We start from the raw sequence: 24,892 nt of genomic DNA, 5'->3' as shown, positions 1-24,892 counted from the left end.
GGCCTCCCGTGCTCAGTCGTGGTGGGCGGCGGCCGACGCGTGCTTGAGGCCGGCGTCTTCCTTGGCGGCCATGTCCTCGCCGTAGACGCGGGCTACCTCCTTGGCCGCGAGCGCGGCGGCCTCCTTGGCGATGCCGCACTGCTCGGCACACCGTTCGGCCTGCGCCTTCATGCGGGCCGCAGAGTCGGCCAGGTCCGCGATCAGGTCGGTCACCGCGGTGTCGATGTTGTGGTCGCTGACCAGGTCGGCGGCCATCTCCCGCAGGGCGTCGGCGACTTTGCCGAGGGCCTCCATCAGGGCTTCGGCGCGTTCCTGGTCGGAGGCGGCCTTGATGGCGATGTTCGCCATCTCCATCAGGTACTGGTCGAACGTGATGTCCGTGCGGTGCTGGGCGGCGAGGCCGCTCGCACCGGACGGCCTGCTGACCTCCGAGCTGCTCACGCTGCTCCCTTCCGTGCTGGTGGGACGGCTGGTGCCGGGCCGGGCGGTGTGCTTCTCCGGTGCGGGCGGCAGGCCCTTGACGCCGGCCGTCACGGCCGCGGGCCTGTCGGGGACGATGTCCGCGTCGACGATGTCGTCCTCGCCCTTCGCGGTGCGCTTGGGCGGGCGGGTGTCGTGCTCGGGCCACTCCACCGTCGGGGTGGAGTCCTCCGCGCCGAACGGGCTGCCCGCCGGACGGCCGCGCCGGCCGCCCCCGCCCGTACTGCCGCGTTCCGTCCGGCCGGCGTGTCCGGCGCGACGGCCGGATCGGAAGGGTCCGCGGCGTCCAGTCCACGTCCAACCCGCTCCGGTGCGCCGGCGCCGGAACCGGCGCTGCTTCTTCGCACCGTCAGACGCCCCGTCACCGGATGTGGACTCCTTGCCCGGCTCATCGGTCGCCTTGCTGTCCTTCGCGGCGCCGGAGGCCCCGTCGGAGCCCTCCTTGGCGGTCTTCTCGCCCTTGCCGGTGGTGCCCTTGTCCTTGGAGTCCTTGTCCTTGGACAGGTTCACCTTCTCGGTGCCGGCCTTGGCGGCCTTGGCGGCCTCCGCGTCGGCGCGGCGCTTGTCCCAGCGGCGCTGGGCTTCCTCGCCGACTGCCTGGCCCAACGTGGTGCGGCCCGGCGCGGCCGACGCTGCGGCTTCCCGCTTCGCCTTCCGCGCCGCATCGCGCTCCTGCCGCTTCGCGCGGCGGTCCTCCCACGCCTGCTGCCGCTGGGCGCGGGCCTGGTCGCGGTCCTTGGACCGATCCGCGACGCCGGCGGCGTGTCCGGCGCTGCGCCGCTCCTGCCGCCCGGTCTGCCGGGCCGCGGCGCGCTCCTGGCGGCCACGGGCCCGCTCGGCACGAGCACCGGACGCCGGACCGTTCTGTGTCCGGCCGCCGTCACCCTTCGAGCCACCGCTACGGCCAGAGCCGCCAGAGCCCGTCTGAGATCCTTTCGGCCCTCCGGACGGACCGTTACGCCCGGGACCGGCTGCACGGCCGTCAGAGCCTGACTGAGGGCCCTTCGAGCTGCCCTTGCCGCCTCCGCCGCCGGTCGATCCGGACCCAGAACGACCGCCGGGGCCATTGGAGTTGGGACCACGTGAGGCGCCGGACCGGTTTGGCCCCGAGCCGGTGTTGGTGCGGGACGGCCCGCTGCCGCCACCGCCGCGCGAGGATCCGCCCCCGCCGCCGGCCTTCGAACGGCCCTTGTCCGACCCCAGGCCGGAAGCGGACGACGTCGTGCGGTCGGCGTCCGCCTTTCCGCGTGCCGCCGCCTTGTCGCCCTTCGCTTTCATCATCGCGGCGTGGAGCTTTCCGTTCTGCTCCATCATCGCGACTTCCTGCGCGGTGCGCCCCTCCAGCAGTGCAGCCTTCCGCGCTATTTCTGCCTCGCGGAAAGGGGCTTCGCTCTCATGGAGGGCCCGCGCCCTTTCCAGCCGGAATTCCAGCCAGTCACCGAGACGGTCGGCGAGAGAACGAGGCTGCACATATTCGCCTTCCTCGTATTCGCCGTCATCTTCACCGTCTTCCGGCGCCGTAATTCCTTCGGAACGCAGGGCCGTCGACGGGTCCGGGGCAGCCGGAATCGTCGGCAGTTCCATTGTCGTCTCTTCCGGCGACTCCGGGGGAGCCGGTGGAATGTCTTCCGGCGGCGGAATGGTGTCGCCGTAATCCGGGATCGGCGGTGGCACATACGCGGAATCACCGCTCCAGGGGCCTTGGACCAAGGTCCCGGTGCCGTCCTCGTCGGACACAGTGCGCCTCCCTCCTGGGACTTGACAGAGTGTGGGGTCTTGTGTGCACGCGTGTGCACGTGCACGCGTGCACGCTTTACGCGCGCGAGGCCCCGCCGGAGTCCGGCGGGGCCCTGGCTGGTGACGTTCAGTGACGCGGGGGGTGCTTCGCCACGACCTGCTCCGCGTACCTGAGTAGGTCGTTCCAGATCCGTCCGTCGCCCTCCACGCGCTGGTCCATCGCCGTGATGAACAGGCGGCAGATCAGCGCGAATCCGGAGTAGACGTCGCCGCGACCGGCTTTGACGTCCTTGGCCATTCGGGATCGTGCCAGGCGGAGCCAGAATTCCATCTGCCCTGCCTCGCCGCGAGATTCGCGGGCTTTCGTCGCCTCTTCCTTCAGCCAGTTCTGCCGCCGTTGCGCGGAGCGTTCGGCGCTACTGAGGGGGCGGTTCACGCCGACTCCCGACCCATTTCGTAAATCGACGTGGAACCACCATAGCCGATATTCTGGCTTTGTGTACCGTGCATCGGCGGGTTCGGTGCGGCCTGAAGCGGCTGCGGGTTCTTCTTACGCTGCCTTTCCAGCTCCTTTTCCTTCCTTCCCTTTTTGTATTCAACACGGCCTCGTCGTGAGCGCGACGCTTATAGGCGCTCTTTTCCAGGCCGTCGGTGAGGTTGTTCAGGTTCTTGAGCACATTTCCGAGGGCCTTTTCGACGGGCATCGCGCGCAGCCTGGCGTGGTACCAGCGGTCGCCCTCGACGTGCGTCTTGCGCAGGTGGAGGCGGGTCTCGCGCGCGAGGGTCTCCAGGTTCTTGCCGATGTCCAGCAGGACCCGCTGAACGTCAGCCAGGTACTGGGCGGTTGCCTCCGGGTTCTGCGCAACGTCGCGCAGGGGGGAGTGGTTCGGGTCTTTTTTGCTGTTCACGGCGGGATTTCCCTCCTGGTGTACTGGTGGGGCTGTCGACTGGCTTCCGGGCAGTCGCAGCGAGGGCCAGCCCACTTCCGATGGGCTGGCCCTCACTGGTGTGTGCCGGACGGCAGGGTCAGGTCAGGTACTTGTCCGCGTCCTCGGGGCGGAGCAGGCCGGCCTCCTTCAGCAGCCGGACCGCGCGGGGCTGGTTGACCGAGAGGTCGGTACGGACCCGGTACAAGGTCACGTAGCCGTCCTCGTCGCGCGGGAGCTTCTGTACGAGCGGGAGGAGTTCTTCGTCCGTCCGGGCGGGCGTACCGGGTCGGTCCGTACCGCCTGTACGACCCGTACCGCTGGTTCCGGTTGCACGCGAGAAGACGGTCGCCGTACCGGTACGGCCACCCTGTACGCCCTCGCGGCCGGACTCTGTACGGACCCTGACCGTGCCCGTGCGTCCCTGTACGGCCGCGTGTGCCGTACGGGTACGCTCTCGGGCCGCCGTACCTGTACGCGCCGCCCCGTCCGGGGTGGTGTGTACGCCGTGTGTACGGTCGCTGTACTCCCTGGTCAACGCCGCTTCCCCCCCGTCGTGGTGCGAGGGGTGAGTCGGGGCGGATGCGGGGTCCGTACCGTCGTGTCCGGGGCCCGTACCGTCCGCCTGTCCGCCGCTATTCGCGGCGTACAGGTCGCTGTGAGCGGGCTGCGTACGGCCCAACGTCGCACTGTCCGTACCGTCCGTCCGGCGGTGCGTACATGTACGGGTGGGCGTTCCGTTTCCGCCGTCCGTACCGGTACGGACCGGCGTTGCGGTGGCCGTACCGGACGGCGTGTCCGTGCCGCTGTGGCCGTCCGTCGCGTCGGTGTGCATGAGGGTGTGGACGCGCCAGATCACGAGTACGAAGATCAGCACCACGAAGGTGGTGAGCTGCCACGGGGCCGAGCCGCCCTCGGGCACGAGCTTCGCCTGCTCGGAGAGGTGGTAGACCACGTTGGCCGACGCCATCAGCGCGAGAGCGTAGGGGATGTCCTTCTTGGCCCTAAACGCGGTGACGCAGTAGACGTCGATACTGACCGGCAGGAGCGGAGCGACGTAGTCGTTGATGCCGACCATGCGGGCCAGTTCGTACTCGCCGGACGCGGCGAGACCGACGCCGGCGGCCAGCGCGACCCAGGGCGCCCCCGTCCACACCTTCTTGCCGAGGTTCTGTCGCCAGCCACGCCACTTCGAGGCGGACTTCTTGGCCTCGCGGGCCTCGTTCAGCAGCCGGCGGGCGCGGGCCTCGTCGGCCTGCGCCCGCTCCGTGATGCCCTTGGCCTTGCGCTCAGCCTCAGCGGTGATGCGCTCGGCCTCCTTCTCGGCGGCCTGGCGCAGCTGCGCGGCGACGGTCTTGGCCTCCTCCCGCAGCCGCTCGCGCTGCTTGTCGCACGCGGCCTTGAGCGTGCCGAGTTCGTCGGCGAGGGCCTTGCGCTTGGCGGCGGCCTCCGCGTCGAACTGATCGGAGAGCGTGCGCAGCTGCTCACGCAGCTCGGCGCGGGCCTGCTCCGCCTCGGCGTGCGCGGCGGCGACATAGCCGTCGGCCTCGCGGCGCCGGTCGTCGGCGGCCTTGACCGCGTCCGCGTACAGCGCCTCCGCCTCAGCCCGGCGGGCGTCGTACTGGCCGGCGGCCGTCTTGGCGAGCTGGGCGAACCGCTCGCGGGACTGCTCCACCTCGCGCTGCGCCGCGGCCACCAGTTCGTCGGCCTGCTCCTGCGCGCGGGCGAGGATCGCGCCGGCCTCGGTACGACGCTGCTCGACCAGAGCGGAGATCTCGGTGAGGTCGGCTTCGGCCAGGCGCCGCAGCTCGGCAACCGCCGTCGCGGTCGCCGCGCGGTCGGTCGCGACCAGCTCGGTCAGGTCGGCGACCTGTGCTCGGGCCTCGCTCACGATGGTTTCGGCACGCTCGCGTGCTTCGGTCAGGAGCCGGTCGGCCTTGCCGCGTGCCGTCTCCATCTCCGTCTTGGCCGCCGTGCGCTGGGCGGTGGCCTCCTGGTCGGCGTCGGCGGTGATGCCCGCCGCTCGGGTCTGTGCCTCGGTCAGCAGCGTGCTGACTTGCTCGTGAGTGGCGGCGACGGTACGCGCTGCCTGATTCTCGGCTTCCGCCTGGAGGGCGGCGGCCTGCTCGCGCGCGGTGTCGATGATGTCGGCGGCCCGGTCCCGGGCGTCCGTGACTCCGGCCGGCGCCTCCAGGTTCAAGCTCGCGTCCGTTGTGTCGGCCGGGGCCGGGAGGGCGTCGGTGGTGGAGGCGGTGGGCTGCGCAGCCAGACGGGACAGGGCCGGCTTCTTCCGGGCGGTCGGCCTCTTGTTGCGGGTTCGGGTGGCGGCCACGCCGCCTCCTTCCAGATCGGGTGCCGCCCCGGGTGGGCGGCGCTGTCTCACAGAGGTGGAGCTGACGGGACGGCCTCCACGGTGTGGTCGGCCGTCCCAATGCGTGCTGGAGGCGGGTTAGGCCGCCTGCTCCTCGAAGCCGACGGTGCCGGGGCCGTAGGTGCGGGCGAACCGGGCGCCGGCGGTCAGCAGCGCGGTGACGTCCGCGTGGGTGCGGTGCTGGCGCTCCGACCAGGGCGTGGCGCGGGCGGATTCGGACCCGGTGTGCGCCTGGATCACCCGGTCCAGGACGCAGCCCGCTACGAACGCGGTGTCCGTGTCGCCGTGTCCGCCGTCCTCGCCGACGTGACGCAGGGCGGTGGCCATCGTCCGCTGTGGACCGGTGCCGCTCTCGCTCTCGTCGTGGACGAAGCGCAACAGCGCGCGGAGCATGTCCTTGACCGTCATGGAGTCGTCGGCGGCGACGTCCACGCCGCCGGTCGACCAGTCCCGGCTGTAGTCATAGACGCGGATCCAGCCGTCCTGTTCGAGCAGGGCGATGGTGGCCTCCAGATGGCGGGCCACGGCCTCGCCGCAGGACTCCTCACCGGACGGGCCGATCCACAGCGGCAGGTAGGAGTCAGCGGCGAGTTCGGCCGCCTTGCTCAGCGTCACGTCGGAGAACACCGCAGCAGCGGGGGCGGTCGTCGTCTCGGGCATGTAAGCCTCATCTCGGGGTTCGTTGGGTCCGGTCTGTCCGGCTCCCCGTCACCGCCCGACCCGGCCCGCCGGAAGACTCGGCGGGTCGGTGCGGGCGGATCAGGCAACCGCCAGCCGGGCTCACTGCGAGGCGCTGACCCATTCCTCGCTGCCCAGGAAGGTGCGGCGGCCGTCGTCCATACGGACCGTGAGGTCGCCGTCGACGTGGACCTCTTCGACGGTGCCCTGATCCCCGGTGTGGTGCCGGGTGCCGAGCGCCTCGACGTCGGTGGTGAGCGTGATACGCGTTCCTCGCATGACCCGTCCTTTCGGTCATGGTCCGGACTGTCCGGCTCCCCGTCACCGCCCGACCCGACCCGCCGGAAAGACCGGCGGGCTGGTGCGGGCGGATCAGGCAGCCGTCAGGCCGCGGCCGCGAGGGGACGGTGCGGGGCGATGACCCGGCCGTCGGGGAGCAGCTCGCCGGTGTCCTCGAAGAGCAGGACGCCGTTGCACAGCAGGCTCCAGCCCTGCTCCGGGTAGGCGGCCACCGTGTGCGCGGCCTCCCGGTCCGGGCTCTCGGCGGTCGGGCACGTCGGCGTGTGCGTGCACAAGGCTTCCGGTAGCCGGGCGGTGCCGGAGGCGGTCGTGGCGGTGTCGAGCTGGCTGCTGTGGCGCATGGGCTCTCCTGGTGAAGAACGGCAGGCCCGAGGCGTCCCCGGGCTGAGGTATGGGAGAGGCCGACCGCCCGTACGGCGGGTGGTCGGCCTGGTCGATCAGCGCGGTACGGGAGGGAGGTTCGCTCTCCGTCCCGTGGTGCGGTCAGCCTCGCTTCTGCTTCTGCTTCTGCTTGGCGAGGTAGGCGTCCTGGAGCCGGGCAAACGACTCGAACAGCCGCCTTCCGGCCGGACAGTTGGGGGTGTCGCGGGTGCAGCCGTCGCAGGATGCGACGTGTATCTGATAGGCACGGTGAGCTGCCTGGTAGCGCTGGTACAGGTCGTCAGGCACGGGCCTGTCTCTCGTGGTGATGCCGGCGGGCAGGGTGAAGGTCGGTGACACGGTGCCCGGCCTCCCACGCCGTGGCAGCCGCCAAAGCGGCGGCCGCCAGCAGCAGACGTGCCAAGGGATGCACGGGACCGACAGTGGATGCGGCTCGTGCGGCGCGTTGCTGCGCCGCCCGAGCCGCGTCTATGGGATTCAGCAGTGCTGGCACTCCTGGGTGTCGGACCACAGGCCGCACACGGCGCACTGCCACAAGTGCCGCAAGGACCTGGTGCACATGGTCAGGCAGGTGCGCATCAGGCGACTGCCGTTCCGGCTGTCTGGACGCGTCCTTGGGAGCAACGGCACTGCCAGTAGCCGCACAGCCCGCACGCGTCCTGCTCGTCCTCGGTCAGCGCGGTGAGCCGGGCCCGCATCTCGGCGACCGTGCGCGGCGCGCGCCGGCCGGCCGGAATCGCAGCGTCCTGCGCGCGGACGACCGCCATGAGGTGGGCACCAAGGGCGGAACCGGGCTCGACGGCGCACGTCCGGCGGTCCGAGCGAGGTGCGCGGTGGGAGTTGACCGCGTCCAGGACCCGGGCGAACCTGTCGTCACCGACCTGTGGTGCCCGGGTGACCGGGCGTGTGATCATCGTCGTGTTCAAGAGAGAGTCTCGCTTTCTTGATCACAGACGGCCCCGGAAGGTCAGAGCTCCGGGGCCGTCACCTTTTGGCTGGCCGGACGGCCGGCCACGACCCGTCTCCCGCCCTTGGTGCTCTGGTGGGCGGGAGGCGGACCGTGGCTGGCCGTCAGGCGACGGCCGCGAGGGCGGGCTTGGCGGGGCGGATCAGGTAGTCGCTGTCCGTCCATACCGTGCCGACAGCGAAAGGCTGGGCTTCGGGGCGGAGGGTGTCGCGGACGATGAGCGCCCACCGGGCAGCGGTCCGGCGCAGCAGCTGCGCGGCGTCTGCCGGGTTGATGACGAGCGCCAGGACCTCGAACCGGCCGTCCACGTTCTGGTAGATGGCCCCCGGCCGGCGGGGGCCGATCTCGTCCTCGACGCTCGGGCGGATCTGGCGGGATGCAATGCTGGGCATGTGGTCTGTCCTCTCTGGTGGGATGACCGCGAAAAGAACCCCCAGGGGCGCATCCCTGGGGGTTCGTCGCGTGCGGGCCCCATGGCGGGGCAGTTGCGCTCTGATCCTGCGCACTCCATCGAGCCCGGGGGCTCGGTCGATGCGGGCAGCGCAGGCTGCGAGGGACGCGGCACAGGTAGCGATGCCGGGTGCAAGGTGGCCGCATCTGGACCTGCGTAGGGGTGCATCAGCGCGCCGGTGCTGGGGCGCAGCGATGTCAACGGGAGCCGAAAGCCTGGTCGGCGTCCGTCATCGCCTCACTCTGTGGTCCGGGCACGATTGCGGGCGGCACGGCGCTTGAGCGAGCGCCGCTCCGCCTCACTCAGACCGCCCCAGACACCGAAGTCCTGGCCGGATTCAAGCGCCCACTGCAGGCACCGCTCGATGACCGGGCAGCGGGCGCAGACGGCTTTGGCTTCCCGAATCTGGAGCAGGGCCGGGCCGGTGTCCCCGATCGGGAAGAACAGGTCCGGGTCCTCGTCGCGGCAGACCGCGTTGTGGCGCCAGTCCATGCCACTCACTTCCCCTGCCGAACGCGGCGCAGGGCCTCGTCCATGTCCGGGTCGGAGTCGGCGGGGTGCTGTGCGATGCTGGTGTGCATCAGGTCCTCCAAGCGGGTCCTGGACAGCCCCGGCGGGTCTCAAGTCACCGGGGCGCTCGTCGTGTTGGCTCTCGTACGAGCAGCCACGGCCCCGGCCGCCCCTTGTGCAGGGTGGCCGGGGCCGTGGTCGTTCGTCCAGGAACGGGTCAGCGCGCGGGACGCTTGGGGTGGAGCGTCTTCAGCGGCACCGGCGGCGCGCCCAGCGGCGCGTCACCACCGGGCAGCTGCGCGCGCCGGGTGTCGGCTTCGCGGACCGCTGACTCGGTCGACGCCCACTGCTTCTTGCGCAGAAGCCCCGGGGTCCGGCCGTCGCCCGGTTCCTCCTCTTCCTTCCGAGCTGCAGCGGCGACGGGCGCGTTGCGCAGCTTGTAGAGGTAGAGGCGGGCGAGCGGGCTGCCCTCAGGACAGTGGGCGTGGCCGGACTCCTGACACACCCCGCACTGCTCGGCGTGAGCCCGGTACAGCCGGAGCGCGCCCTTGGTGTCCAGGTCCTGGACTACCATGCGAGCAACGGCTGGCGTGACCGCGACTTTCGGCTTGCGCCTCACGGTGGTCCGACGGCGGGCGGCGGTCTCAGCGCCGCCGTCCTCCAGGCGCTTCTGCCACACCTCGAAGGCGACGTCGACGCTGACCAGGCGATTGCTGCCTTGGCAGCGGACCGCCGCGTCCTTCCCCGCGCGGCCCGTGTCGTGCGGGACTAACTTCTGCCGCTTGGCCTGGATGCCGGTGATCGGCACCCACGTCTTGCAGTCGGGGCAGACCAGCGACGCGCAGGCGGGGCGCAGGTCGTACTGGTGGGGCCGAAGGGTGGAGACGGCGAGAGCCGGGCGGCCGTTGACGTTGCGGGAGCGGGTCCGGCTCCGGCGAGGACGGGCGGTGCGCTCAAGGGGCGAAGCAGACATCTGGACTCCTCACGGACGGAGTGGCGGCGCGCGGGTCGCGGTGCTCTCTCCGCCCTCCGGGCCGCACGGCGAGGCCGGCGTCCCGCAGGACAGACAGCGCACAGCGCTGTGACGTGCGCGCAGTAGTCGCGCGGTCAGGCCCGGAGGAGTTTGGTGGAGCTCTCGACCCCGGCCGCCCCGACGGGCGGACGACTTCCTGCGGTGGTGCTTGTAAGGGGACCGTTCGATCCGGCTCCCTCATCCGGCGCCGCTCATCGGGCGGTTCCGGGTGGGGGAGCCGGGTCCATGTGGACCCCCCGGCGGTGGGATCAGGCCGCGATCGGAAAACCCACGGCGTCCTGCAGCGCTATGCGCAGCTGCGCGGCGTAAGGCAGGAGCACGTCGACGAGGCGCTCACGGACCCGGGCGGTGATGGTCGGGTCATCCGCGAGGATGTCGCGGGCCGCGTCCACGCGGGCCCGGATCTCGGCGCCGTGGCTGGGTGACAGCTGGTAGCTCTGGCCCGGGGCGACCACGATGGCGGCGGCGTAGGCGCGCATCTCGCGCCGAGCGCCAACGGGCTCGTACATCTCTAGCGGTGTACCGAACGCCACGTCCAGGTCCAGGGCGGTGAACTCGGGGAGCGGCACCTCTACCGCATCCAGGAGCGCGAGCGTTTCCGCGTCGAAGTCCTCGGTGGTGGGGTGATCGGTGACGTTCATGGGGTGGAGCTCCTTTCGGTAGAGGTCCGCCGTGGGGCGGGACACCGCCGTTCAACTGCACTAAGGCAGGCGGAACGAGCGTCTCCCGGCGGCCTGGCCCTTCCAGGCTGGCCTGCATGAGACCATAAGGCCATACGCCTTAAGGTAGCAAGGATGAGGGCGCGCCATGCTGGGTCAAGTCGCAGAGCATTAAGGTTCTGGCACAGATCGGCTGGCTGAGAGGGATGAGCGTGAGCAGCGATGATGCGTGGATTGGGGACGCCCAGCCGTACCTCACGCCACGTCGGAAGGGGGAACGTGACGCCTGGAGTTCGGAGGCTGCTATACGTGGACACCGCGGCACCCAGCGGTTGCTCGCAGTGGAGGAGGTTGATCCTCCGAGCGTCGTGCGCAACTTCTTCGAGATGGACCCAGAGGAGAAGGCGGTGGTCCGCCGCCGACTGATCTTGCTTGACGGCAAACCGGTCGAGCTCGCCGATTCCTACTACCCGGCGCGCGTTGCGCGCGGTACGCGGCTCGCTGAGGCCGGAAAGATCCGGGGCGGTGCCGTCACACTGCTGGCGGCCATGGGCTTCATCCCGGAAGACAGCCCGCTCGAAGATGTCTCTGCCGAAATCGCTTCCCCCAGCCACTGCGACGCGCTGGGCCTGCGACCGGGTTCGCCTGTCCTGATCTTGACGCGGTTCACCAGGTCCACCACTGGAGAGCCCATGGAGGTGAGCGTCATGACGATGACGCGGCACCTCCGCTACCGACAGAGGAAGGAGGCGAGCTGAGAGATGGCGAGGTCGTTCACAGACCCGAGGTCGGCTCACCAGAAGATCGCGGCAAGACTTCGGCGGCAGATCACGCGGGGGGACCTTCGGCCTGGAGATCAGTTGCCTTCGACGCCAGCCCTGATGGAGGAGTACGGCGTCGCCGGCACCACGGTGCAGAAGGCGCTCCAGATGCTCAAAGAGGAGCAGCTCCTGGTCGGTCAGCCCGGCAAGGGCGTCTTCGTGCAGGGGGGCACCCAGCGCTCCATTGCGCCCGAGGTCTACATGACTCCGGCGGGCGAGGGGCAGACGTACAGCTGGATCAGTGAGGCGGAGAAGCGCTCCCAGCGGGGCTCCGTGACATTGCTGGAAGTTGAGACCGTCACGCCACCCTACGAGGTGCGCCAGGCCCTCGGCCTCGGCAACGACGGCCAGGCCTTGCTCCGCAAGCAGATCCTGTTCCTGGACGACGAGCCCACGGAGCTGACACGGTCGTACTACCCGCTTGAGCTGGCGGAGGGGACGGCCATTATGGAGCGCCGGAAGATCAAGGGTGGGACCCCAACCCTGCTCGCCGGTCTCGGCTACCCGCCTGTCGCCTTTGTCGACGAGGTCTCCTCGGAAATCCCCACCGAGGAAGAGGTGGTCGCCCTTGAGCTGCCGAAGGACATGCCGGTGATGATGACGTTCCGCGTTGTGTACTCGAACAGCGAGCGTCCGATCGAAGTCTCCCTGCTGACCAAGGCCGCTCACCGGTACCGAATGCGATACGCCGTCAAGGTTCCCTGAGGGCAGTCCCACCCGGGCTTGCCCATCAGATCGAGAGGCTTCGCCCGAAACCTTAAGGGTGGTCGACTTAAGGTAGTAGTCTGACGTGGCGCTCGATCGTTCCACCATGCTGTGCCCCCTCAACGCGTCGGTTTATGGGGGCCATCACACTCGTCCCAGCGAGAACGGAACATCACAGCGACTTGTCGAAGCCCGTGCGCACACGCGTGCACGGGTTTTCAACATCTGCGTACACATGGGTTTTCGGGGCTGCGCTTTAGGCTCGCGACCATGACGAAGACGGAGGGGAACAGGGTGGGAAAGCACCGGGCAGGGTGGCGGCCGGACCGGCTGCGTGAGCAGCGCGAGGCTCACGGGCTGACTTTGGAAAAGGCCGGCGAGCGCCTCCGTGAAGTTGCCGAGCAGGCCAAGCTGAAGGGCATCCCCGCCGCGAATCCCCAGACCTTGTGGCAGCACGAGCAGGGGGAGGTCTACCCCGGCCCGCACTACCGTCGCGCCTACTGTCTCCTCTACAGGGCAACGGAGCCGGACCTCGGGTTCCGCGCTGCTCTGCCGGGGGAGGAAACCTCCTTCACGCTCACGCCGATGGACGATCGTCTCAACGGCGCGCACGTACTGGCAGTCGAGCGTGCAGTCCACCGCATCGCGCCCGGCAGTGACGACGCCGATCACTTCGGGCTGCAGCAGCGGATCATTGACGCGTGGAAACGCCGACACACCGGCGGTGACCCGCACCGGCCAGTCCTGATCCTGGTCGGCGGATACGCGGGCAGTGGGAAAACCGAGCTGGCGAGGTTCTTCGTTCAGCTCACCGGCTGGCCACTGCTCGACAAGGACCCGCTGACCCGCCCGCTGGTGGAGAAGCTGCTGGTCGCGCTCGGTGGTGACTCGAACGACCGGCACACCGACCTGTATCGGACTCAGGTCCGGCCTGTGGAGTACGACTGCCTGATGCAGTCCGCTATGGCCAACATCAGGTGCGGGATCAGCACGGTACTCACGGCGCCGTTCATCGCGGAGATGACGGACCAGGCGTGGATGCAGCGCCTGACCAACCGCGCGGCGTCCATGGGCGTCGATGTCTATCCGGTCTGGGTTCGCTGTGATGAGGAGTCGATGCGCGAGTACATCGGCTTCCGGGGTGCGGCACGGGACGCCTGGAAGCTGCAGCGGTGGGATGAGTACATGGCGACGATCGACCTGGACCTGCGGCCTGCGGTGCCGCACCTAGTCGTCGACAACCGGCTCGGGGCTGCAGTCTCGCTCGCGGACCAGGCCCGGCAGGCGATGGGGGCGATGTACGGGTGAGTCAGCAGAAGGGAGTTGTCCTCTACGGCCCGCCCGCGGCAGGCAAGGACACCGTGACCGCGGCGCTCGCCCAGTTCGACGAGCGGTACGGACACTTCGCGCGGCTCAAGGTCGGCTCGGGCAGGTCCGTCGGCTACCGGATGGGCACGGCTGAGCAGTTGGTCAACTTGAAGGCCGCGGGCGACGTCGTCTACGCAAACAGCCGGTACGGCAACACCTACATCATCGACCGGCCCGGCCTCGACTCGGCGTTCGCGGCTGGGGTGCCGGTGGTGCACCTCGGGCAGGTCGACGGCATCCGCGCCCTGGTCGGTGGCTATCCGGCCAACTGGGCAGTGGTGCTGCTGTGGTGCCCGCGCGAGGTGACCGCACGGCGGTCCGAGGACCGGGGTGACGCCGACACGACGGCTCGGCTGGCGGCGTGGGACGCGACCCGAGAGGACCTGGACGCGCACCCGGGCATGGTCTGGGACCTGACTGTGGACACGGCACAGACCTCGCCAGAGGAGTCGGCGCGGCTCATCGACCAGCTGGTCCGGCGGGCGGGAGCGGCGCGAGCATGAGCGCGGGTTACGGCAGGGTGAGCTGCTCCAAGGCGTCAGCGACACTGATTTCGCTGTCGTCCTTAGCGTCGTGCCAGCGTGCCAGCGTGGACGCGGCCGCGCTCAGCATCTCCGGCGGAAGGCCGGCGGCGGCGAGCGTGTCGGCGGCTTCTTCAAGCTCCGGGCCCCAGCGCCAGGCTCGCGCCGCCACCTTGGGGATGTACTCGGGCTCTGCCAGGTACGAGGTGCTGCGCCGGGCGGCCACCTCGAGGAGCTCTTGGTCGACGTCGTACTGGCGGGCCATCCCGGTCGCGAGCGCCGCAAGCACACGCGACGCCTTCTGGAAGGCGGTGTACGACACCTTGAGTGCGGATGCCTGCCCCACCTCCGTACCGAGCACTTTCGTATGGACCGCCGTACCGGCGAAAACCGCTTCCACCATGGTGGTCGCCGTAGTCGGCCCGGACAGATACAACGTGGGCGTCTTGCCGCGTACGGGTGGGGAGCCGACCACGGCACCGTCTACAACGGCTGCAGCCGGCCCGAGCAGACCGGCGATCCGCTCCGCTCTCTCCGGGCTAATGGCGTTCCCCTCCACATACACCCCGACGAAGGTGTGCCCGGCGACTTCACGGGCCAAGTCCTCGGCGGCGGCCGGCGGGCAGAGGCTGATGACGATGCCGCTATGGTCCAGCAGCTCCCGGAGCGTGGAAACTGGGGTCAGCCCGGCCTGCTCGGCGCGCGCCGCCGACGCGGGGCTGCGGCCATGCGAACACCACAGGACCGCGTCCGCGTTCCTCGCGGTGCAGGCTGCGACAGCGGCGCCCATGCTTCCGGGGTGGAGGATGCCGACGGTCGGCTTGTCCACGGTGCTACTCCGTCTCGGTGAGCAGGAAGTTGATGGCGTCGGTGACCTCATCGACGGCATGGTCCGCAGGTGGGAGGCCGTCAGGCCAGGAGCGTCCGCGAACCCAGATGATGCGCAGGCCAGCCTCGCGTCCGCCGCCGATGTCCCCGCCCGGGTTGTCGCCCGTCATCCAGCCACCGCCGTCGAGATTCGTCCCGCAGCGGGTGGCCGCGAGCGCGAACAGAATCTCCAGGTCGCCCGACACGGCGACGCCGTCGACCAGATCGGCCAGGGCGGCCGCGGTGAGCTTGGCGCGCTGAATGTCCGAGGCTCCGTTGGTGACGATGCCGATGGTCCAGCCGCCTTCGCGCAAGTGCACCAGGCCGGTGTGGACCTCCGGGCTACAGGTGACGGCGGCCGCCATCAGGTCGACGTACTCCTGCCACAGCTTCTCAGCGGCTTCCCGCAGACCGAAAGCAGCACGCAGCCGGACGAAGTCACCTGGGTACGCGCGGTCGGTCAACTCGCTGCGCAGCCGCTGCTCGATGGTGATGTCGCAGCCGTGTGCGAGGCACAGGGCTACGACGGCGTCGCTGATGGCGGTATTCCGGTCGATGAGGGTGTTGTCGAGGTCGAAGAGGGCGAGTCGGGCCACGGTCAACGAGCCTATCTGGCAGGGCTGACAGGCAGCGATACCGTCTCGTGCTCGCCGCTGTCCGTCGGGTTGATCCTCGCATTCCTCCCGTCTGGCGGGACGAGCGTTCGGCTTCCTTCCCGTCAGGCTGGGCGGCGGAAATTGCTGCGCAAAGCCCCCCGTCTCCTTTCGTGGTCAGAATTGGCTGGGATCTTGGGAACCTCAGCAGGCCAGGATGTTCGTGCGCGCCTGAGCCGCTTTCACTTAATGCAGGCAGCAGCACAGTTGAAGACTCGAGAGCAAATGGCGGCTGTTGCGACACGTAAGACCCTGGGGTCCGAAACCCCGATGCGGGGGAGTATCGTGTCTTCGAGCTTGATCAACAGAAAATGGCCCCCACGACCTTCAGCAAGTCGAGGGGGCGGGCCGAAGGACTTTGTGGAAGGAGTCCTGCGGCCAGCCGACCACCCCTTCAGCAGAGTCAAGGTGATCGACATGCATCAGGGTACCCGTACCCTGCCCCAGTCACACAGCACCCCGCCGTGGTGCCAGCAGCGCGTGAGCGCGAGCTGGTCCTTCGGCGGGGTGTTCGTGCTGTCTGAGACGTTCCGCACCCCTTTCACTGAGGGGGCGGCCATGACGTAGGTCTGCCGGGGGCGGCGCCTGCATCGCAGGACTTCAGGCCGCCCCGGGCCTCGGTCTCCGGTGATTGCCGTCACCAGGACCTGAGCCCATCTTCCCTCCAAGAGGTTGCCGCCTCCTGGAGGAGCTGCCCGCCCCGGTTGCCGCCGGCTGCGAGCGGTTCGATCTCGGTTCTCCCCAGAACCCGAAGCACCCGAGTTGGGGCTTCGTTGTGCCCACTCCTGCGCGAAGGGAGCGGTGTCATTCTGCATGACCGCTTGGGCTTTCGCCAGCCCACATACGCCTGTTTCATCCCCATTTGGCGGTCTGTGAAATCCCGCCTTGACCGATTTCACAGCCCGATATGCCCGATAAGTTCAGCCCTGCGGCAGGACTCTTGCGCGTTTCGCGTGGCGGGACGCCCCCTCGTGCGAGTCCTGCCCTTGGTTGTCCACAGCACCATCGGCGCTCGCTGGAATCTGTCCACGGGTGATCTGATCCACGGTCGCCAGATGGATCACTTGCTGACGTTCGTTCGGACGGTCCGGTGAGCTCGGTGGCGGTGCCGGCCGCTGTGATGGTTCCCGCCCCGCGCCGTTCGGTTGACGGCGCTGACGTGGTCGACGTGCTTCCTGGGCTGTTCGTGCCGGAGGTGCGGCAGTGGCTGTCGACGTCTGCGGGCCGGATCGCGGGCGATGGCTACTCGTGGATGCAGGCGGTCCACTGGGTGGCCGGCTCTGGGCTGTACCAGCCGCGGCGGCACCGGTCGCACGGCCCGCGCAGCTTCGGTGCGACGACCGTGCGCGTGGCCCAGGAGCTGGCGGCGCTGTTCCCGTGTCGTCCGGGGATCGAGTACCTGGTGCGTCACACCGGGCTGTCGGAGCGGTCGGTGGAGTATCACCTGGCGATGCTGCGGGAGGCCGGGCTGCTCGCCTACATCGTCAAGGGCACCCGGGTGCGCGGTGAAGCGGCGCAGGCATCGGAGTTCGCGCGGATGATCCCGCCGGAGTTCGATGCTGCGCTGGGGATCCGCACGGTGCAGCGGGATGAGGACGCTCCGGCGTACACGCGGGCGGTGTCCGGGATCGCGGAGGCCGGCCGGGAGCTGATGGCGAAGCTGGCGAAGAAGGCGGCCCGGAGGGTGCGCCGGCCCCGGCCGAAGGCGTCCTCGAAGGCCCCGGCGAAGGGTGCCCGGAAGGCTGCTGAGCAGGGGGTTGTGACGGCCGTTTCTGATGAGGTCCGTTGCACCCCAATGCAGGTCGGGACCTCAACTGTTTCTTCTGCAGGTGGTACTTCCCTCCCCCCTGAGAGCAAGCTCGCCAGCGGGAAGCGCAAGTCCCCCACCCCGAAGAAGTCCAAGGCCAAGGCCGGCGGTCACCGAAGGCTGAACCGCGTGGGTCGCCGCCACCAGTTGGCCCGTGAGCTCACTCAGGAGCTGGATTGGCTGCGCGGCTGCTCGGTGCCCCGGATCGCCTGGGTGGCCCGGAACCTCGCCGATGCCGGATGGACCGTGACCGACGTCCGCGCCTGGCTCCACTTCCGCGGCGAGGCGGCCAAGGTCCGCCGGGGCTCCGGCCTGCTCGCCGCGCTGCTGGCCGGTGCCGAGACGATCCTCGACACCCCGGAGAAGCGGGCCGACGCCGTCGAGCAGTGGCGCGGGGCCCAGGAAGCCGCCCGCCGTCACCGTATCCAGCAGGTCCGCGCCCGCACCGAGCGGTTCGAGGGCGACTGGGAAGCCCCGACCAGCCGAGCCGTCCAGCGGCATGTCAACGAGGCGTTCGCCGCCGCGTTCGGACCCAAGCCCCAGGCTGCCGTGCCCGACGCAGAGGCCCTGCCGGAGGTGTCCGGCGTAGACGGCCTCGAGGCCGCGGAGGTGGCGCAGGCCCGCGAGGAGGCCCGTCAGCGGCTGATGGTGGGCGACACCTCGCTGATCACCGTGGCGGTCGAGGCCATGGGCCGCGAAACGGCGGAGCAGCTCTACGGGCCCGATCTGGTGCGCCGTGCTCTGCAGCTGGCGAGCGGCGCCCGCAGCTCGCTGATGGCGTACGGACGCCGATAGGAGGCCGAGATGACCCCTCCCCGCGGGCGCGGGGAGCACGAGCAGGCTCGTCAGGCGTCGTCGCGGGAGGGGGGACCATCCCCGCGGGCGCGGGGAGCACTTGTGGACGTGGCCGGGGGTGTCGTCCTCGCAGGGACCATCCCCGCACGCACGGGGAGCACGACGTACACCATGCCCAGCAGCTTCGGGTCGGCGGACCATCCCCGCATGCGCGGGGACCATGCGATCCGCTGCGCCAGCAGGTCGGAGGTGAGCGCAGGACCATCCTGCGGGCGCGGGGAGCACACGTTCCCTGCCGGGTCGACGCTGACGGCGAGGGGACCATCCCCGCACGCGCGGGGAGCACACAACACGATGAAGCTGGGGCACTTCGGCCTGTGGACCATCCCCGCACGCGCGGGGAGCACTTCTTCACTGCCTGCGCGGCCTTGCTGGCCGCGGGACCATCCCCGCACGCGCGGGGAGCACAAGCACGACCCCGCCGGGTACGGGGCGGCCCTGGGACCATCCCCGCACGCGCGGGGAGCACATCCAGATCGACCTCATGAGCGAGAGCGGCGCGGGACCATCCCCGCACGCGCGGGGAGCACACTCACTGACCTGCATTGTTACCGCGCCATCGGCTCCTCTTCCATGACTTTCACCGAATCCGACATACCAACCGAAGCGCACTTTCGAGACGGGCTGCCGTCACCGCCAACGCCATGTGACCACGCGCGACAGCCGCACCTGTAAGGGCCACGGCCAGCCGTTCGGCTCGCGGATGTGGTGGACCGGCGACCCGCGCCGGCCCCCGCGGGCACAGGGAGCACTGGGCGGCGATCCTGCGCAGCACCACTCTGCATCACAAGCTAGGCCCTATGTACCGGGACCATCCCCGCGGGCGCGGGGAGCACCCGTCCATGACGCCCAGGAAAAACGCGAGGGCGGGACCATCCCGCGCCTGCGGGGAGCACCCGGACGACGTCCTTGTCGGCCGCCGCCCGCAGGGACCATCCCCGGGCCTGCGGGGAGCACACTCACTGACCTGCATTCTTACCGCGCCATCGGCTCCTCTTCCATGACTTTCACCGAATCCGGCATACCAACCGAAGCGCACTTTCGAGACGGGCTGCCGTCGCCGCCAACGCCATGTGAGCACACGGCGACAGCCGCACCTGTAAGGGCCACGGCCAGCCGTTCGGCTCGTGGATGTGGTGGAGCGGCGACCCGCGCCGGCCCTCGCGGGCACTTGGAGCACGTGGAGAAGCCGGCCTGGTCTGTGCACTCGGTGGGACCATCCCCGCGGGCGCGGGGAGCACAGTGGCGGCAGCCCCTTCGCGGCCCGGTCGGCGGGACCATTCCCGCGGGCGCGGGGAGCACTGCTGCGGGAGGCCGGGCTGCTCGCGTGGATCGGGACCATCCCCGCACGCGCGGGGAGCACCCAGTCGGCCTCACGCTCGTGCCGGGGAGCAGGGGGACCATCCCCGCACGCGCGGGGAGCACACATGAATCATCGTTGCAGGTCAGCGTATCGGGACCATCCCCGCACGCGCGGGGAGCACGCTGAGGCTGCCGTGTGGCTGTTGTCGAACGCGGGACCATCCCCGCGGGCGCGGGAAGCACGGCCCACCCCTCAAGGGCTGGCCCAGGACCATCCCCGCGAACGTGGGGAGCACCTGCGAGAGGTGAGCGGGGACGACTCAACGGAGGGACCATCCCTGCGGGCGCGGGGAGCACGTCGAAACCGTACTCGCTCACTGCGCACTCCCGGGACCATCCCCGCGGGCGCGGGGAGCACCTTCAGCAGGCCATGCGGCTGACAAACGAGGCGGGACCACGGGCGCGGGGAGCACGACGCCGGCGGATCGGGCCCGGCTGCGCATGGTGGGACCATCCCCGCACGCGGGAAGCACGGCGGCCTGGTCCCGGACCTCGGGGTCCGGGTGGGAGACCATCGCAGCACGCGCGGGGAGAGCACCGCACGTACGGGTCCAGCCGTTCGCCGGTGGAGGGACCATGCGGCGGTGCAGCCAGAAAGTCACCGGCCAGTGCGCCGACTCGCCCTCTCGACAGGGGCGCGGTTCTCCGTACCGGGCCGGTCAGCGTACGCGTCCGAGGTGGATGACGCTGACGCGAACCTGCCGGTCGTTGATTTCGTACATCACGCGGTAGCGGGCCACATGGATGCGGAGCAGGTCGGCGCTGCCGAAGGCTCCGTCGGGTCGGGGATTGTCGGCGAGGCGGTCGACGGCGGTGAACACCTGCCGTAACCCGTCGGGGTCGTCCTTGGCGAACCGCTCCGCCTGAGCGAGTGCCTCGGGCTCCCAGATGACCTCGTACCTCACGCCTCCGTACCGCCGAACACGCGCCGGTATGCCTCAGCGTGGGAGACGCCGGCGTCCTCGCCACGGGCCTGACGAGCACGATAGGCGGCCAGCGCCCGCAGCTCCTGCAGCTCCAGGGCATCGGCAGGGCTGACCAGTATCGCCACAGTCTGGCCGTGGTCGGTGATAGCGACCGGCTCACGGGTGGCACTGACCTCGCGCGCGATCGCGCCCAAGCGGGCACGGGCCTCCACGATCGAATACGTCGTCTCCGTCATGCACACCAGATTACGGAAGTGTGCACTTCCACAGCCACTAGTTGCGCCCTTCCAAGTCGTTCCGCACACCAAAGCGGGCGAATCGGAAGCCAATTCCAGCTCGGCCCCCTTTCCGGTTGGTGACCTCCAGGCTGGGGCCCGGCACTCAGGCGGGACGGCCGCACCGACTCCAACCGCGCCCGTTACCGACGGGCCAGCACGGTGACTACACCTTTTCGCCTTCCGATCCCTGCGGTCCAGAGGACCATCCTCGCGGACGCGCCATCCCTGCGGGCGCGGGGAGCACTCGCGGCAGTCGTCGGAGTCGCCGGTGGGCGGGGGACCATCCCCGCAGGCGCGGGGGAGCACACTCACTGACCTGCATTCTTACCGCGCCATCGGCTCCTCTTCCATGACTTTCACCGAATCCGGCATACCAACCGAAGCGCACTTTCGAGACGGGCTGCCGTCGCCGCCAACGCCATGTGAGCACACGGCGACAGCCGCACCTGTAAGGGCTACGGCCAGCCGTTCGGCTCGTGGATGTGGTGGAGCGGCGACCCGCGCCGGCCCTCGTGGGCACTTGGAGCACGTGGAGAAGCCGGCCTGGTCGGTGCACTCGGTGGGACCATCCCCGCGGGCGCGGGAAGCACGACGACGAACGCCTTCCCACGGGCTGGGGCTGGGGACCATCCCCGCGGGCGCGGGGAGCACATGCGGCACCAGCCGGCGTAGGCGGTCCACGGGGGACCATCCCCGCGGGCGCGGGGAGCACGCAAGGCGAACCTTGTACCAGCCGTGCCGGGCCGGACCATCCCCGCACGCGCGGGGAGCACGGCCGCCACAAGATCGAGGACGGCGAGCCTGCGGGGCCATCCCCGCACGCGCGGGGAGCACCATCACGGTGATCTTCGATGAGTTCCCGAAGGGGGGCCATCCCCGCACGCGCGGGGAGCACACTCACTGACCTGCATTCTTACCGCGCCAGCGACTCCTCCTCCATGACTTTCACCGAATCCGGCATACCACCCAAAGCGTGCCGCTGAGGCGGACTGCCGTCACCCGTCAATGCAACAAGGACCCAGCGGCAGCCTCCACGGACGCGGCCGTCCCAGGCGTCGAGACCTGGCGGCCGGGAGGTACCACCCCGCGGGCGCAGGGAGCACAACTTGGCGTCGGCCAAGGCGTCCTTGTAGTCGGGACCATCCCCGCGGGGCGGGGAGCACGGCGGCAGGGAGTTCGACAGGGCGATCGTGTCGGGACCATCCCCGCACGCGCGGGGAGCACCTACCACACGCTGGTGGCGAATGCGGTAGAGCGGGGACCATCCCCGCACGCGCGGGGAGCACGAGTTGCGGTAGCCGGTGGAGCCGGTGGAGTTGGGACCATCCCCGCACGCGCGGGGAGCACCGAACATCTGAAGCTGTGGGCGCAGTACCAGCGGGACCATCCCCGCACGCGCGGGGAGCACACTTACTGACCTGCATTCTTACCGCGCCAGCGACTCCTCTTCCAACCGGCATATCACCTAAAACAGGCTCACCGGGCAGACTGTCGTCAACCGGCCAATGCGACGAGGACGCAGCGGCAGCCTCCACGGGCGCGGGCGGACGCGACCCAGGCACGAGGGCTGGCGGCTAAGACCATCCCCGCGGGCGCGGGGAGCACAGGCGGCCGTCGGCGACCAGGTCGCTCAGGGCGGGACCATCCCTGCGGGCGCGGGGAACACACGTCAGTGATCACGACGGGCACGCCGGCGTCGGGACCATCCCCGCGGGCGCGGGGAGCACGGCGGGAGCCTGCCGACGGTGGGTCACGGCGTGGGACGATCCCGGCGGTCGCGGAGAGCACCGAGAGGAGCCCAGCATGCGCCGCAAGATTCCGGGACCGAGTTTGTCCAGTAATTCGCCAGGCTGCGCGGGATTCGGGAAGTCGCCGCCGCCCGGCGCGGACTCAAGAGGTGCTGGAAGAGATCCAGGCGTCGTTGTTTCGATGGCGGTCCAGTCCCACGGTCTCGAATTCGTCCTCGCCCGGGCTGCTCCTCACGCCGAGTTGCCGAAGAGCCTGCGAGATCGGGCTGACTGCTCGCCAGAACCACTTCTTCGCCGGCGCATCCAGTGGCCCCACTGCCAACGCCCCGTCAGCCCAGACGGCAGCCCGTTGCTCGCCGACGCCACCGAAGTACTCGGCCTCGACATAGGCGACAGGCCCCGCAGCGGACCATTGGGCGAGCGACCTCTCGAAGCCCCCTGGCAACCGCCAAAATCCCAGAGCCCCCGCGCTGCTGCCGTCCGTGACGGCGTCGAAGACCTCATCCGTCATCGGCATCAGCGACAGGCCCTGACGCAGCGGCGCCACCCGGGCGCCAGAAACGCCCCGTGACGCGGCACGCAGCAACTCATCTCCCGCGATCACCGCCTGCAACTCGTAACCCACCGAGGCCCTCCCCCACCGATTGGAGACCTCATCATTACCGCGGACGAACCCGCGTGCCTCATCAGGCCATAACCCACCCTCCGTCAGCGCGTTCCCGCCCAGGCGACCCTAAGATCCTGCGATCCCGCTGGTTTCCCTCTTCGACAGCGGTCCATCCCGCGGGCGCCGGAAGCACCAGACGCCGACGATGCCCCGGTTGTAGACCGTCGGGCCATCCCCGCGGGCGCGGGGAGCACCCGCTCAGCTCGGCGTTGGTCTTCCGCTCGTCGGGACCATCCCCGCACGCGCGGGGAGCACGCCCGCATCGCAGGAGCCGTGCACCCCAGCTTGGGACCATCCCCGCACGCGCGGGGAGCATGTCTTGGATGGATCCAGGGAGTTGGCGAACTCGGGACCATCCCCGCACGCGCGGGGAGCACCTCGCGCTCCTTGTCGCTCAGCTTCGCGCGCAGGGACCATCCCCGCACGCGCGGGGAGCACGGTGGCCTTCGGCCTATTGTCCGTTCTGAGAGGGGACCATCCCCGCACGCGCAGGGAGCACACTCACTGACCTGCATTCTTACCGCGCCAGCGACTCCTCTTCCATGACTTTCACCGAATCAGGCATACAGCTCAAAGCTCGCTTCCGGGACGGACTGCGGTCACCCGTCAATGCGACGAGGCCCCAGCGGCAGCTTCCACGAGCGCGGGCGGACGCGGCCCAGGCGTCAAGGCCTGGCGGCCGGGACCATCCCCACGGGCCGAGGAGCACCGGCCGGCCACCGGAGGGACCGTCGTCCCCGCACGCGCGGGGAGCACGACGACCGCGAAGGCCAGCGTGATCGTCGGACGGCGGGGAGCACATCCACTCACCTGCACTCGTACCGCCGCGTCGGCTCTTCTTCCATGACTTTCACCGAATCTGACATAGCGTCTAAAAAGCTGCGATGCTGGCTAACTCATACCTGGCGGCGCTGCCGTGCTTGATCCCGAAGTTTCACTTCCTCCAGGCGCGCGAACAGCGCCTTCCACTGCTTGCCTGCCGCCGCCTTCTTCTGCTGTCGATCCGGCTGCATGGTCCTGACCGGCCGGCCCCGCTTGTCCTTCGGTCCCGAGTGGTCACCGCTGGTGAGCTGTACCCGCTTACTCGACCCATCGCAACGCTGTCTGTTCCCGCCCGTCATGGCGGTCACCGTACCCCCAGTTGGACCCAGCGGTAGGCAGTGTGCGCAGGCCGGGCTCAAGGACATCCCCGCGAGCTGGGGGAGCACATCCGGGCAAAGTTGATCGCGACGCCGCGCCGAGGAGCATGCCCGCGGGCCGGGAAGCACCGGATGACCGGCCAAGTGTCCGCGGTCCCGATGGAACCATCCCGCGGGCGCGGGGAGCGCTTCGGGAGGTCGCCCGGCGACGCCGACGAGTGGAGACCATCCCCGCGGGTGCGGGGAGCAGGAGCTCGCTGGCCGTGTCGGTGCACCAGTAGGTGGGGCCATCCCTTCGAATGCAGGGAGCACTGCCGTGCTCCGGCCGTGCACGTCTGCTCGCGTCATCCCCGCGGGGGCGGGGATCAACGTCCGGCACCATGCACGGTCGTCTCCCACAAGGGACCATCCCCACAGGCGCAGGGAGCAGTACGTCGCGAACCGGCATGCCAAACTCGGGACCATCGTTGCGGGCGCGGGCAGCACGGGCTGCTCGTCGCCACGTTCGACGACCTTCCTGGGATCAGCCCCGCAGGCGCAGGGAGCACGAGTCGGCCGCGCTCGCATGCCCGGAAACCTTGGGACCATCCCCGCAGGCGCGGGGAGCACCGCCTCCATGATCGCCCGGCGGGCTCCGAAGGGGGTCCATCCCCGCACGCGCGGGGAGCACCGCATCGGTTGC

23 protein-coding genes, 1 pseudogene and 3 CRISPR repeat arrays are annotated in these 24,892 nt (G+C 69.9%); of the genes and pseudogenes, 5 read left to right on the top strand and 19 right to left on the bottom strand.

Annotation, left to right across the window (positions count from 1 at the left end; all coding sequences use genetic code 11):
* Positions 1-12 precede the first annotated feature (12 nt).
* The 13 genes and pseudogenes from AB0947_RS34810 to AB0947_RS34750 form a co-directional block, all read right to left on the bottom strand.
* Positions 13-2,217, bottom strand: a complete 2,205-nt coding sequence (locus AB0947_RS34810) for an ATP/GTP-binding protein (protein WP_366754372.1) — start codon at positions 2,215-2,217, stop codon at positions 13-15.
* Between the two features lie 127 nt (positions 2,218-2,344).
* The gene (locus AB0947_RS34805) at positions 2,345-2,653 is read right to left on the bottom strand and encodes a hypothetical protein (protein ID WP_225638122.1); all 309 of its coding nucleotides are present in this window, start codon (positions 2,651-2,653) and stop codon (positions 2,345-2,347) included.
* A pseudogene (locus tag AB0947_RS34800) lies at positions 2,650-3,125 on the bottom strand (hypothetical protein). Before AB0947_RS34800 ends, AB0947_RS34805 begins: the two are co-directional and overlap by 4 nt.
* Before the next feature lie 118 nt (positions 3,126-3,243).
* The gene (locus tag AB0947_RS34795) at positions 3,244-5,475 is read right to left on the bottom strand and encodes a hypothetical protein (RefSeq protein ID WP_366754371.1); all 2,232 of its coding nucleotides are present in this window, start codon (positions 5,473-5,475) and stop codon (positions 3,244-3,246) included.
* A gap of 117 nt (positions 5,476-5,592) precedes the next feature.
* Entirely contained in the window at positions 5,593-6,174 is a 582-nt protein-coding gene (locus tag AB0947_RS34790) for a hypothetical protein (RefSeq protein WP_366754370.1), read from the bottom strand.
* A gap of 120 nt (positions 6,175-6,294) precedes the next feature.
* Positions 6,295-6,471: a hypothetical protein gene (locus AB0947_RS34785; protein WP_158712506.1), complete on the bottom strand. Its 177-nt coding sequence runs from the start codon at positions 6,469-6,471 to the stop codon at positions 6,295-6,297.
* Positions 6,472-6,575: 104 nt separating this feature from the next.
* A complete protein-coding gene (locus AB0947_RS34780; RefSeq protein ID WP_366754413.1) occupies positions 6,576-6,767 on the bottom strand; it encodes a DUF5999 family protein in 192 nt (63 codons plus the stop codon).
* Between the two features lie 208 nt (positions 6,768-6,975).
* The gene (locus tag AB0947_RS34775) at positions 6,976-7,212 is read right to left on the bottom strand and encodes a hypothetical protein (RefSeq protein ID WP_366754369.1); all 237 of its coding nucleotides are present in this window, start codon (positions 7,210-7,212) and stop codon (positions 6,976-6,978) included.
* Between the two features lie 239 nt (positions 7,213-7,451).
* Positions 7,452-7,787, bottom strand: a complete 336-nt coding sequence (locus tag AB0947_RS34770) for a hypothetical protein (RefSeq protein ID WP_366754368.1) — start codon at positions 7,785-7,787, stop codon at positions 7,452-7,454.
* Positions 7,788-7,944: 157 nt separating this feature from the next.
* Positions 7,945-8,232, bottom strand: a complete 288-nt coding sequence (locus AB0947_RS34765; RefSeq protein ID WP_234339838.1) for a hypothetical protein — start codon at positions 8,230-8,232, stop codon at positions 7,945-7,947.
* Positions 8,233-8,528: 296 nt separating this feature from the next.
* Positions 8,529-8,783 carry a WhiB family transcriptional regulator gene (locus AB0947_RS34760; RefSeq protein ID WP_366754367.1) on the bottom strand — a complete coding sequence of 85 codons (255 nt, stop codon included), beginning with the start codon at positions 8,781-8,783 and terminating at the stop codon, positions 8,529-8,531.
* Positions 8,784-9,018: 235 nt separating this feature from the next.
* Entirely contained in the window at positions 9,019-9,774 is a 756-nt protein-coding gene (locus AB0947_RS34755; RefSeq protein WP_366754366.1) for a hypothetical protein, read from the bottom strand.
* A 308-nt stretch (positions 9,775-10,082) separates the two neighbouring features.
* Positions 10,083-10,475: a hypothetical protein gene (locus AB0947_RS34750; RefSeq protein ID WP_366754365.1), complete on the bottom strand. Its 393-nt coding sequence runs from the start codon at positions 10,473-10,475 to the stop codon at positions 10,083-10,085.
* A gap of 230 nt (positions 10,476-10,705) precedes the next feature.
* Here AB0947_RS34750 and AB0947_RS34745 point away from each other — a divergent pair, with 230 nt between their 5' ends.
* From AB0947_RS34745 to AB0947_RS34730, 4 genes are all read left to right on the top strand, one after another.
* Positions 10,706-11,251: a UTRA domain-containing protein gene (locus AB0947_RS34745; protein ID WP_366754364.1), complete on the top strand. Its 546-nt coding sequence runs from the start codon at positions 10,706-10,708 to the stop codon at positions 11,249-11,251.
* Between the two features lie 3 nt (positions 11,252-11,254).
* Positions 11,255-12,019: a GntR family transcriptional regulator gene (locus AB0947_RS34740; RefSeq protein WP_366754363.1), complete on the top strand. Its 765-nt coding sequence runs from the start codon at positions 11,255-11,257 to the stop codon at positions 12,017-12,019.
* 270 nt (positions 12,020-12,289) lie between these two features.
* Entirely contained in the window at positions 12,290-13,327 is a 1,038-nt protein-coding gene (locus tag AB0947_RS34735) for an AAA family ATPase (RefSeq protein ID WP_366754362.1), read from the top strand.
* Entirely contained in the window at positions 13,324-13,890 is a 567-nt protein-coding gene (locus AB0947_RS34730; protein WP_366754361.1) for a guanylate kinase, read from the top strand. The genes AB0947_RS34735 and AB0947_RS34730 overlap by 4 nt, the downstream gene beginning before the upstream one ends.
* Before the next feature lie 7 nt (positions 13,891-13,897).
* Here the strand turns inward: AB0947_RS34730 and AB0947_RS34725 are convergent, their stop codons facing one another.
* Complete coding sequence (locus tag AB0947_RS34725) at positions 13,898-14,737, bottom strand: DUF1932 domain-containing protein (RefSeq protein WP_366754360.1); 840 nt, start codon at positions 14,735-14,737, stop codon at positions 13,898-13,900.
* Positions 14,738-14,741: 4 nt separating this feature from the next.
* Positions 14,742-15,371 carry an HAD hydrolase-like protein gene (locus AB0947_RS34720; RefSeq protein WP_366754359.1) on the bottom strand — a complete coding sequence of 210 codons (630 nt, stop codon included), beginning with the start codon at positions 15,369-15,371 and terminating at the stop codon, positions 14,742-14,744.
* Positions 15,372-16,518: 1,147 nt separating this feature from the next.
* Here AB0947_RS34720 and AB0947_RS34715 point away from each other — a divergent pair.
* Positions 16,519-18,030, top strand: coding sequence for a helix-turn-helix domain-containing protein (locus AB0947_RS34715; RefSeq protein WP_366754358.1), 1,512 nt, complete (start codon positions 16,519-16,521; stop codon positions 18,028-18,030).
* A gap of 11 nt (positions 18,031-18,041) precedes the next feature.
* Positions 18,042-18,621: a CRISPR direct-repeat array (repeat unit 29 nt; unit sequence GGACCATCCCCGCACGCGCGGGGAGCACA).
* 1,490 nt (positions 18,622-20,111) lie between these two features.
* Here AB0947_RS34715 and AB0947_RS34710 read toward each other — a convergent pair.
* The 4 genes from AB0947_RS34710 to AB0947_RS34695 form a co-directional block, all read right to left on the bottom strand.
* Positions 20,112-20,357 carry a type II toxin-antitoxin system RelE/ParE family toxin gene (locus tag AB0947_RS34710; protein ID WP_366754357.1) on the bottom strand — a complete coding sequence of 82 codons (246 nt, stop codon included), beginning with the start codon at positions 20,355-20,357 and terminating at the stop codon, positions 20,112-20,114.
* Positions 20,354-20,614 carry a type II toxin-antitoxin system Phd/YefM family antitoxin gene (locus tag AB0947_RS34705; RefSeq protein WP_030643897.1) on the bottom strand — a complete coding sequence of 87 codons (261 nt, stop codon included), beginning with the start codon at positions 20,612-20,614 and terminating at the stop codon, positions 20,354-20,356. Before AB0947_RS34705 ends, AB0947_RS34710 begins: the two co-directional genes overlap by 4 nt.
* 1,117 nt (positions 20,615-21,731) lie before the next feature.
* Positions 21,732-22,064: a CRISPR direct-repeat array (repeat unit 28 nt; unit sequence GGACCATCCCCGCACGCGCGGGGAGCAC).
* A 482-nt stretch (positions 22,065-22,546) separates the two neighbouring features.
* A complete protein-coding gene (locus AB0947_RS34700) occupies positions 22,547-23,029 on the bottom strand; it encodes a hypothetical protein (protein WP_366754356.1) in 483 nt (160 codons plus the stop codon).
* A gap of 146 nt (positions 23,030-23,175) precedes the next feature.
* Positions 23,176-23,570: a CRISPR direct-repeat array (repeat unit 29 nt; unit sequence GGGACCATCCCCGCACGCGCGGGGAGCAC).
* Between the two features lie 397 nt (positions 23,571-23,967).
* On the bottom strand, positions 23,968-24,192 hold the full coding sequence (locus AB0947_RS34695; RefSeq protein ID WP_366754355.1) for a hypothetical protein: 225 nt from the start codon (positions 24,190-24,192) through the stop codon (positions 23,968-23,970).
* Positions 24,193-24,892: the final 700 nt, after the last annotated feature.

This window comes from Streptomyces sp. NPDC047841 (genome assembly GCF_040704085.1).
GTDB classification, from domain to species: Bacteria; Actinomycetota; Actinomycetes; order Streptomycetales; family Streptomycetaceae; genus Streptomyces; species Streptomyces argyrophylli.
This window is presented reverse-complemented; position numbering and strand designations above follow the sequence as displayed.

Bases quoted from the DNA above. Each gene is read 5' to 3' on its own strand.
- AB0947_RS34760 (WP_366754367.1), bottom strand. From the start codon at position 8,783: ATGGACTGGCGCCACAACGCGGTCTGCCGCGACGAGGACCCGGACCTG.
- AB0947_RS34785 (WP_158712506.1), bottom strand. From the start codon at position 6,471: ATGCGAGGAACGCGTATCACGCTCACCACCGACGTCGAGGCGCTCGGC.
- AB0947_RS34695 (WP_366754355.1), bottom strand. From the start codon at position 24,192: ATGACGGGCGGGAACAGACAGCGTTGCGATGGGTCGAGTAAGCGGGTA.
- AB0947_RS34735 (WP_366754362.1), top strand. From the start codon at position 12,290: ATGACGAAGACGGAGGGGAACAGGGTGGGAAAGCACCGGGCAGGGTGG.
- AB0947_RS34770 (WP_366754368.1), bottom strand. From the start codon at position 7,787: ATGATCACACGCCCGGTCACCCGGGCACCACAGGTCGGTGACGACAGG.
- AB0947_RS34750 (WP_366754365.1), bottom strand. From the start codon at position 10,475: ATGAACGTCACCGATCACCCCACCACCGAGGACTTCGACGCGGAAACG.
- AB0947_RS34790 (WP_366754370.1), bottom strand. From the start codon at position 6,174: ATGCCCGAGACGACGACCGCCCCCGCTGCTGCGGTGTTCTCCGACGTG.
- AB0947_RS34755 (WP_366754366.1), bottom strand. From the start codon at position 9,774: ATGTCTGCTTCGCCCCTTGAGCGCACCGCCCGTCCTCGCCGGAGCCGG.
- AB0947_RS34705 (WP_030643897.1), bottom strand. From the start codon at position 20,614: ATGACGGAGACGACGTATTCGATCGTGGAGGCCCGTGCCCGCTTGGGC.
- AB0947_RS34765 (WP_234339838.1), bottom strand. From the start codon at position 8,232: ATGCCCAGCATTGCATCCCGCCAGATCCGCCCGAGCGTCGAGGACGAG.
- AB0947_RS34740 (WP_366754363.1), top strand. From the start codon at position 11,255: ATGGCGAGGTCGTTCACAGACCCGAGGTCGGCTCACCAGAAGATCGCG.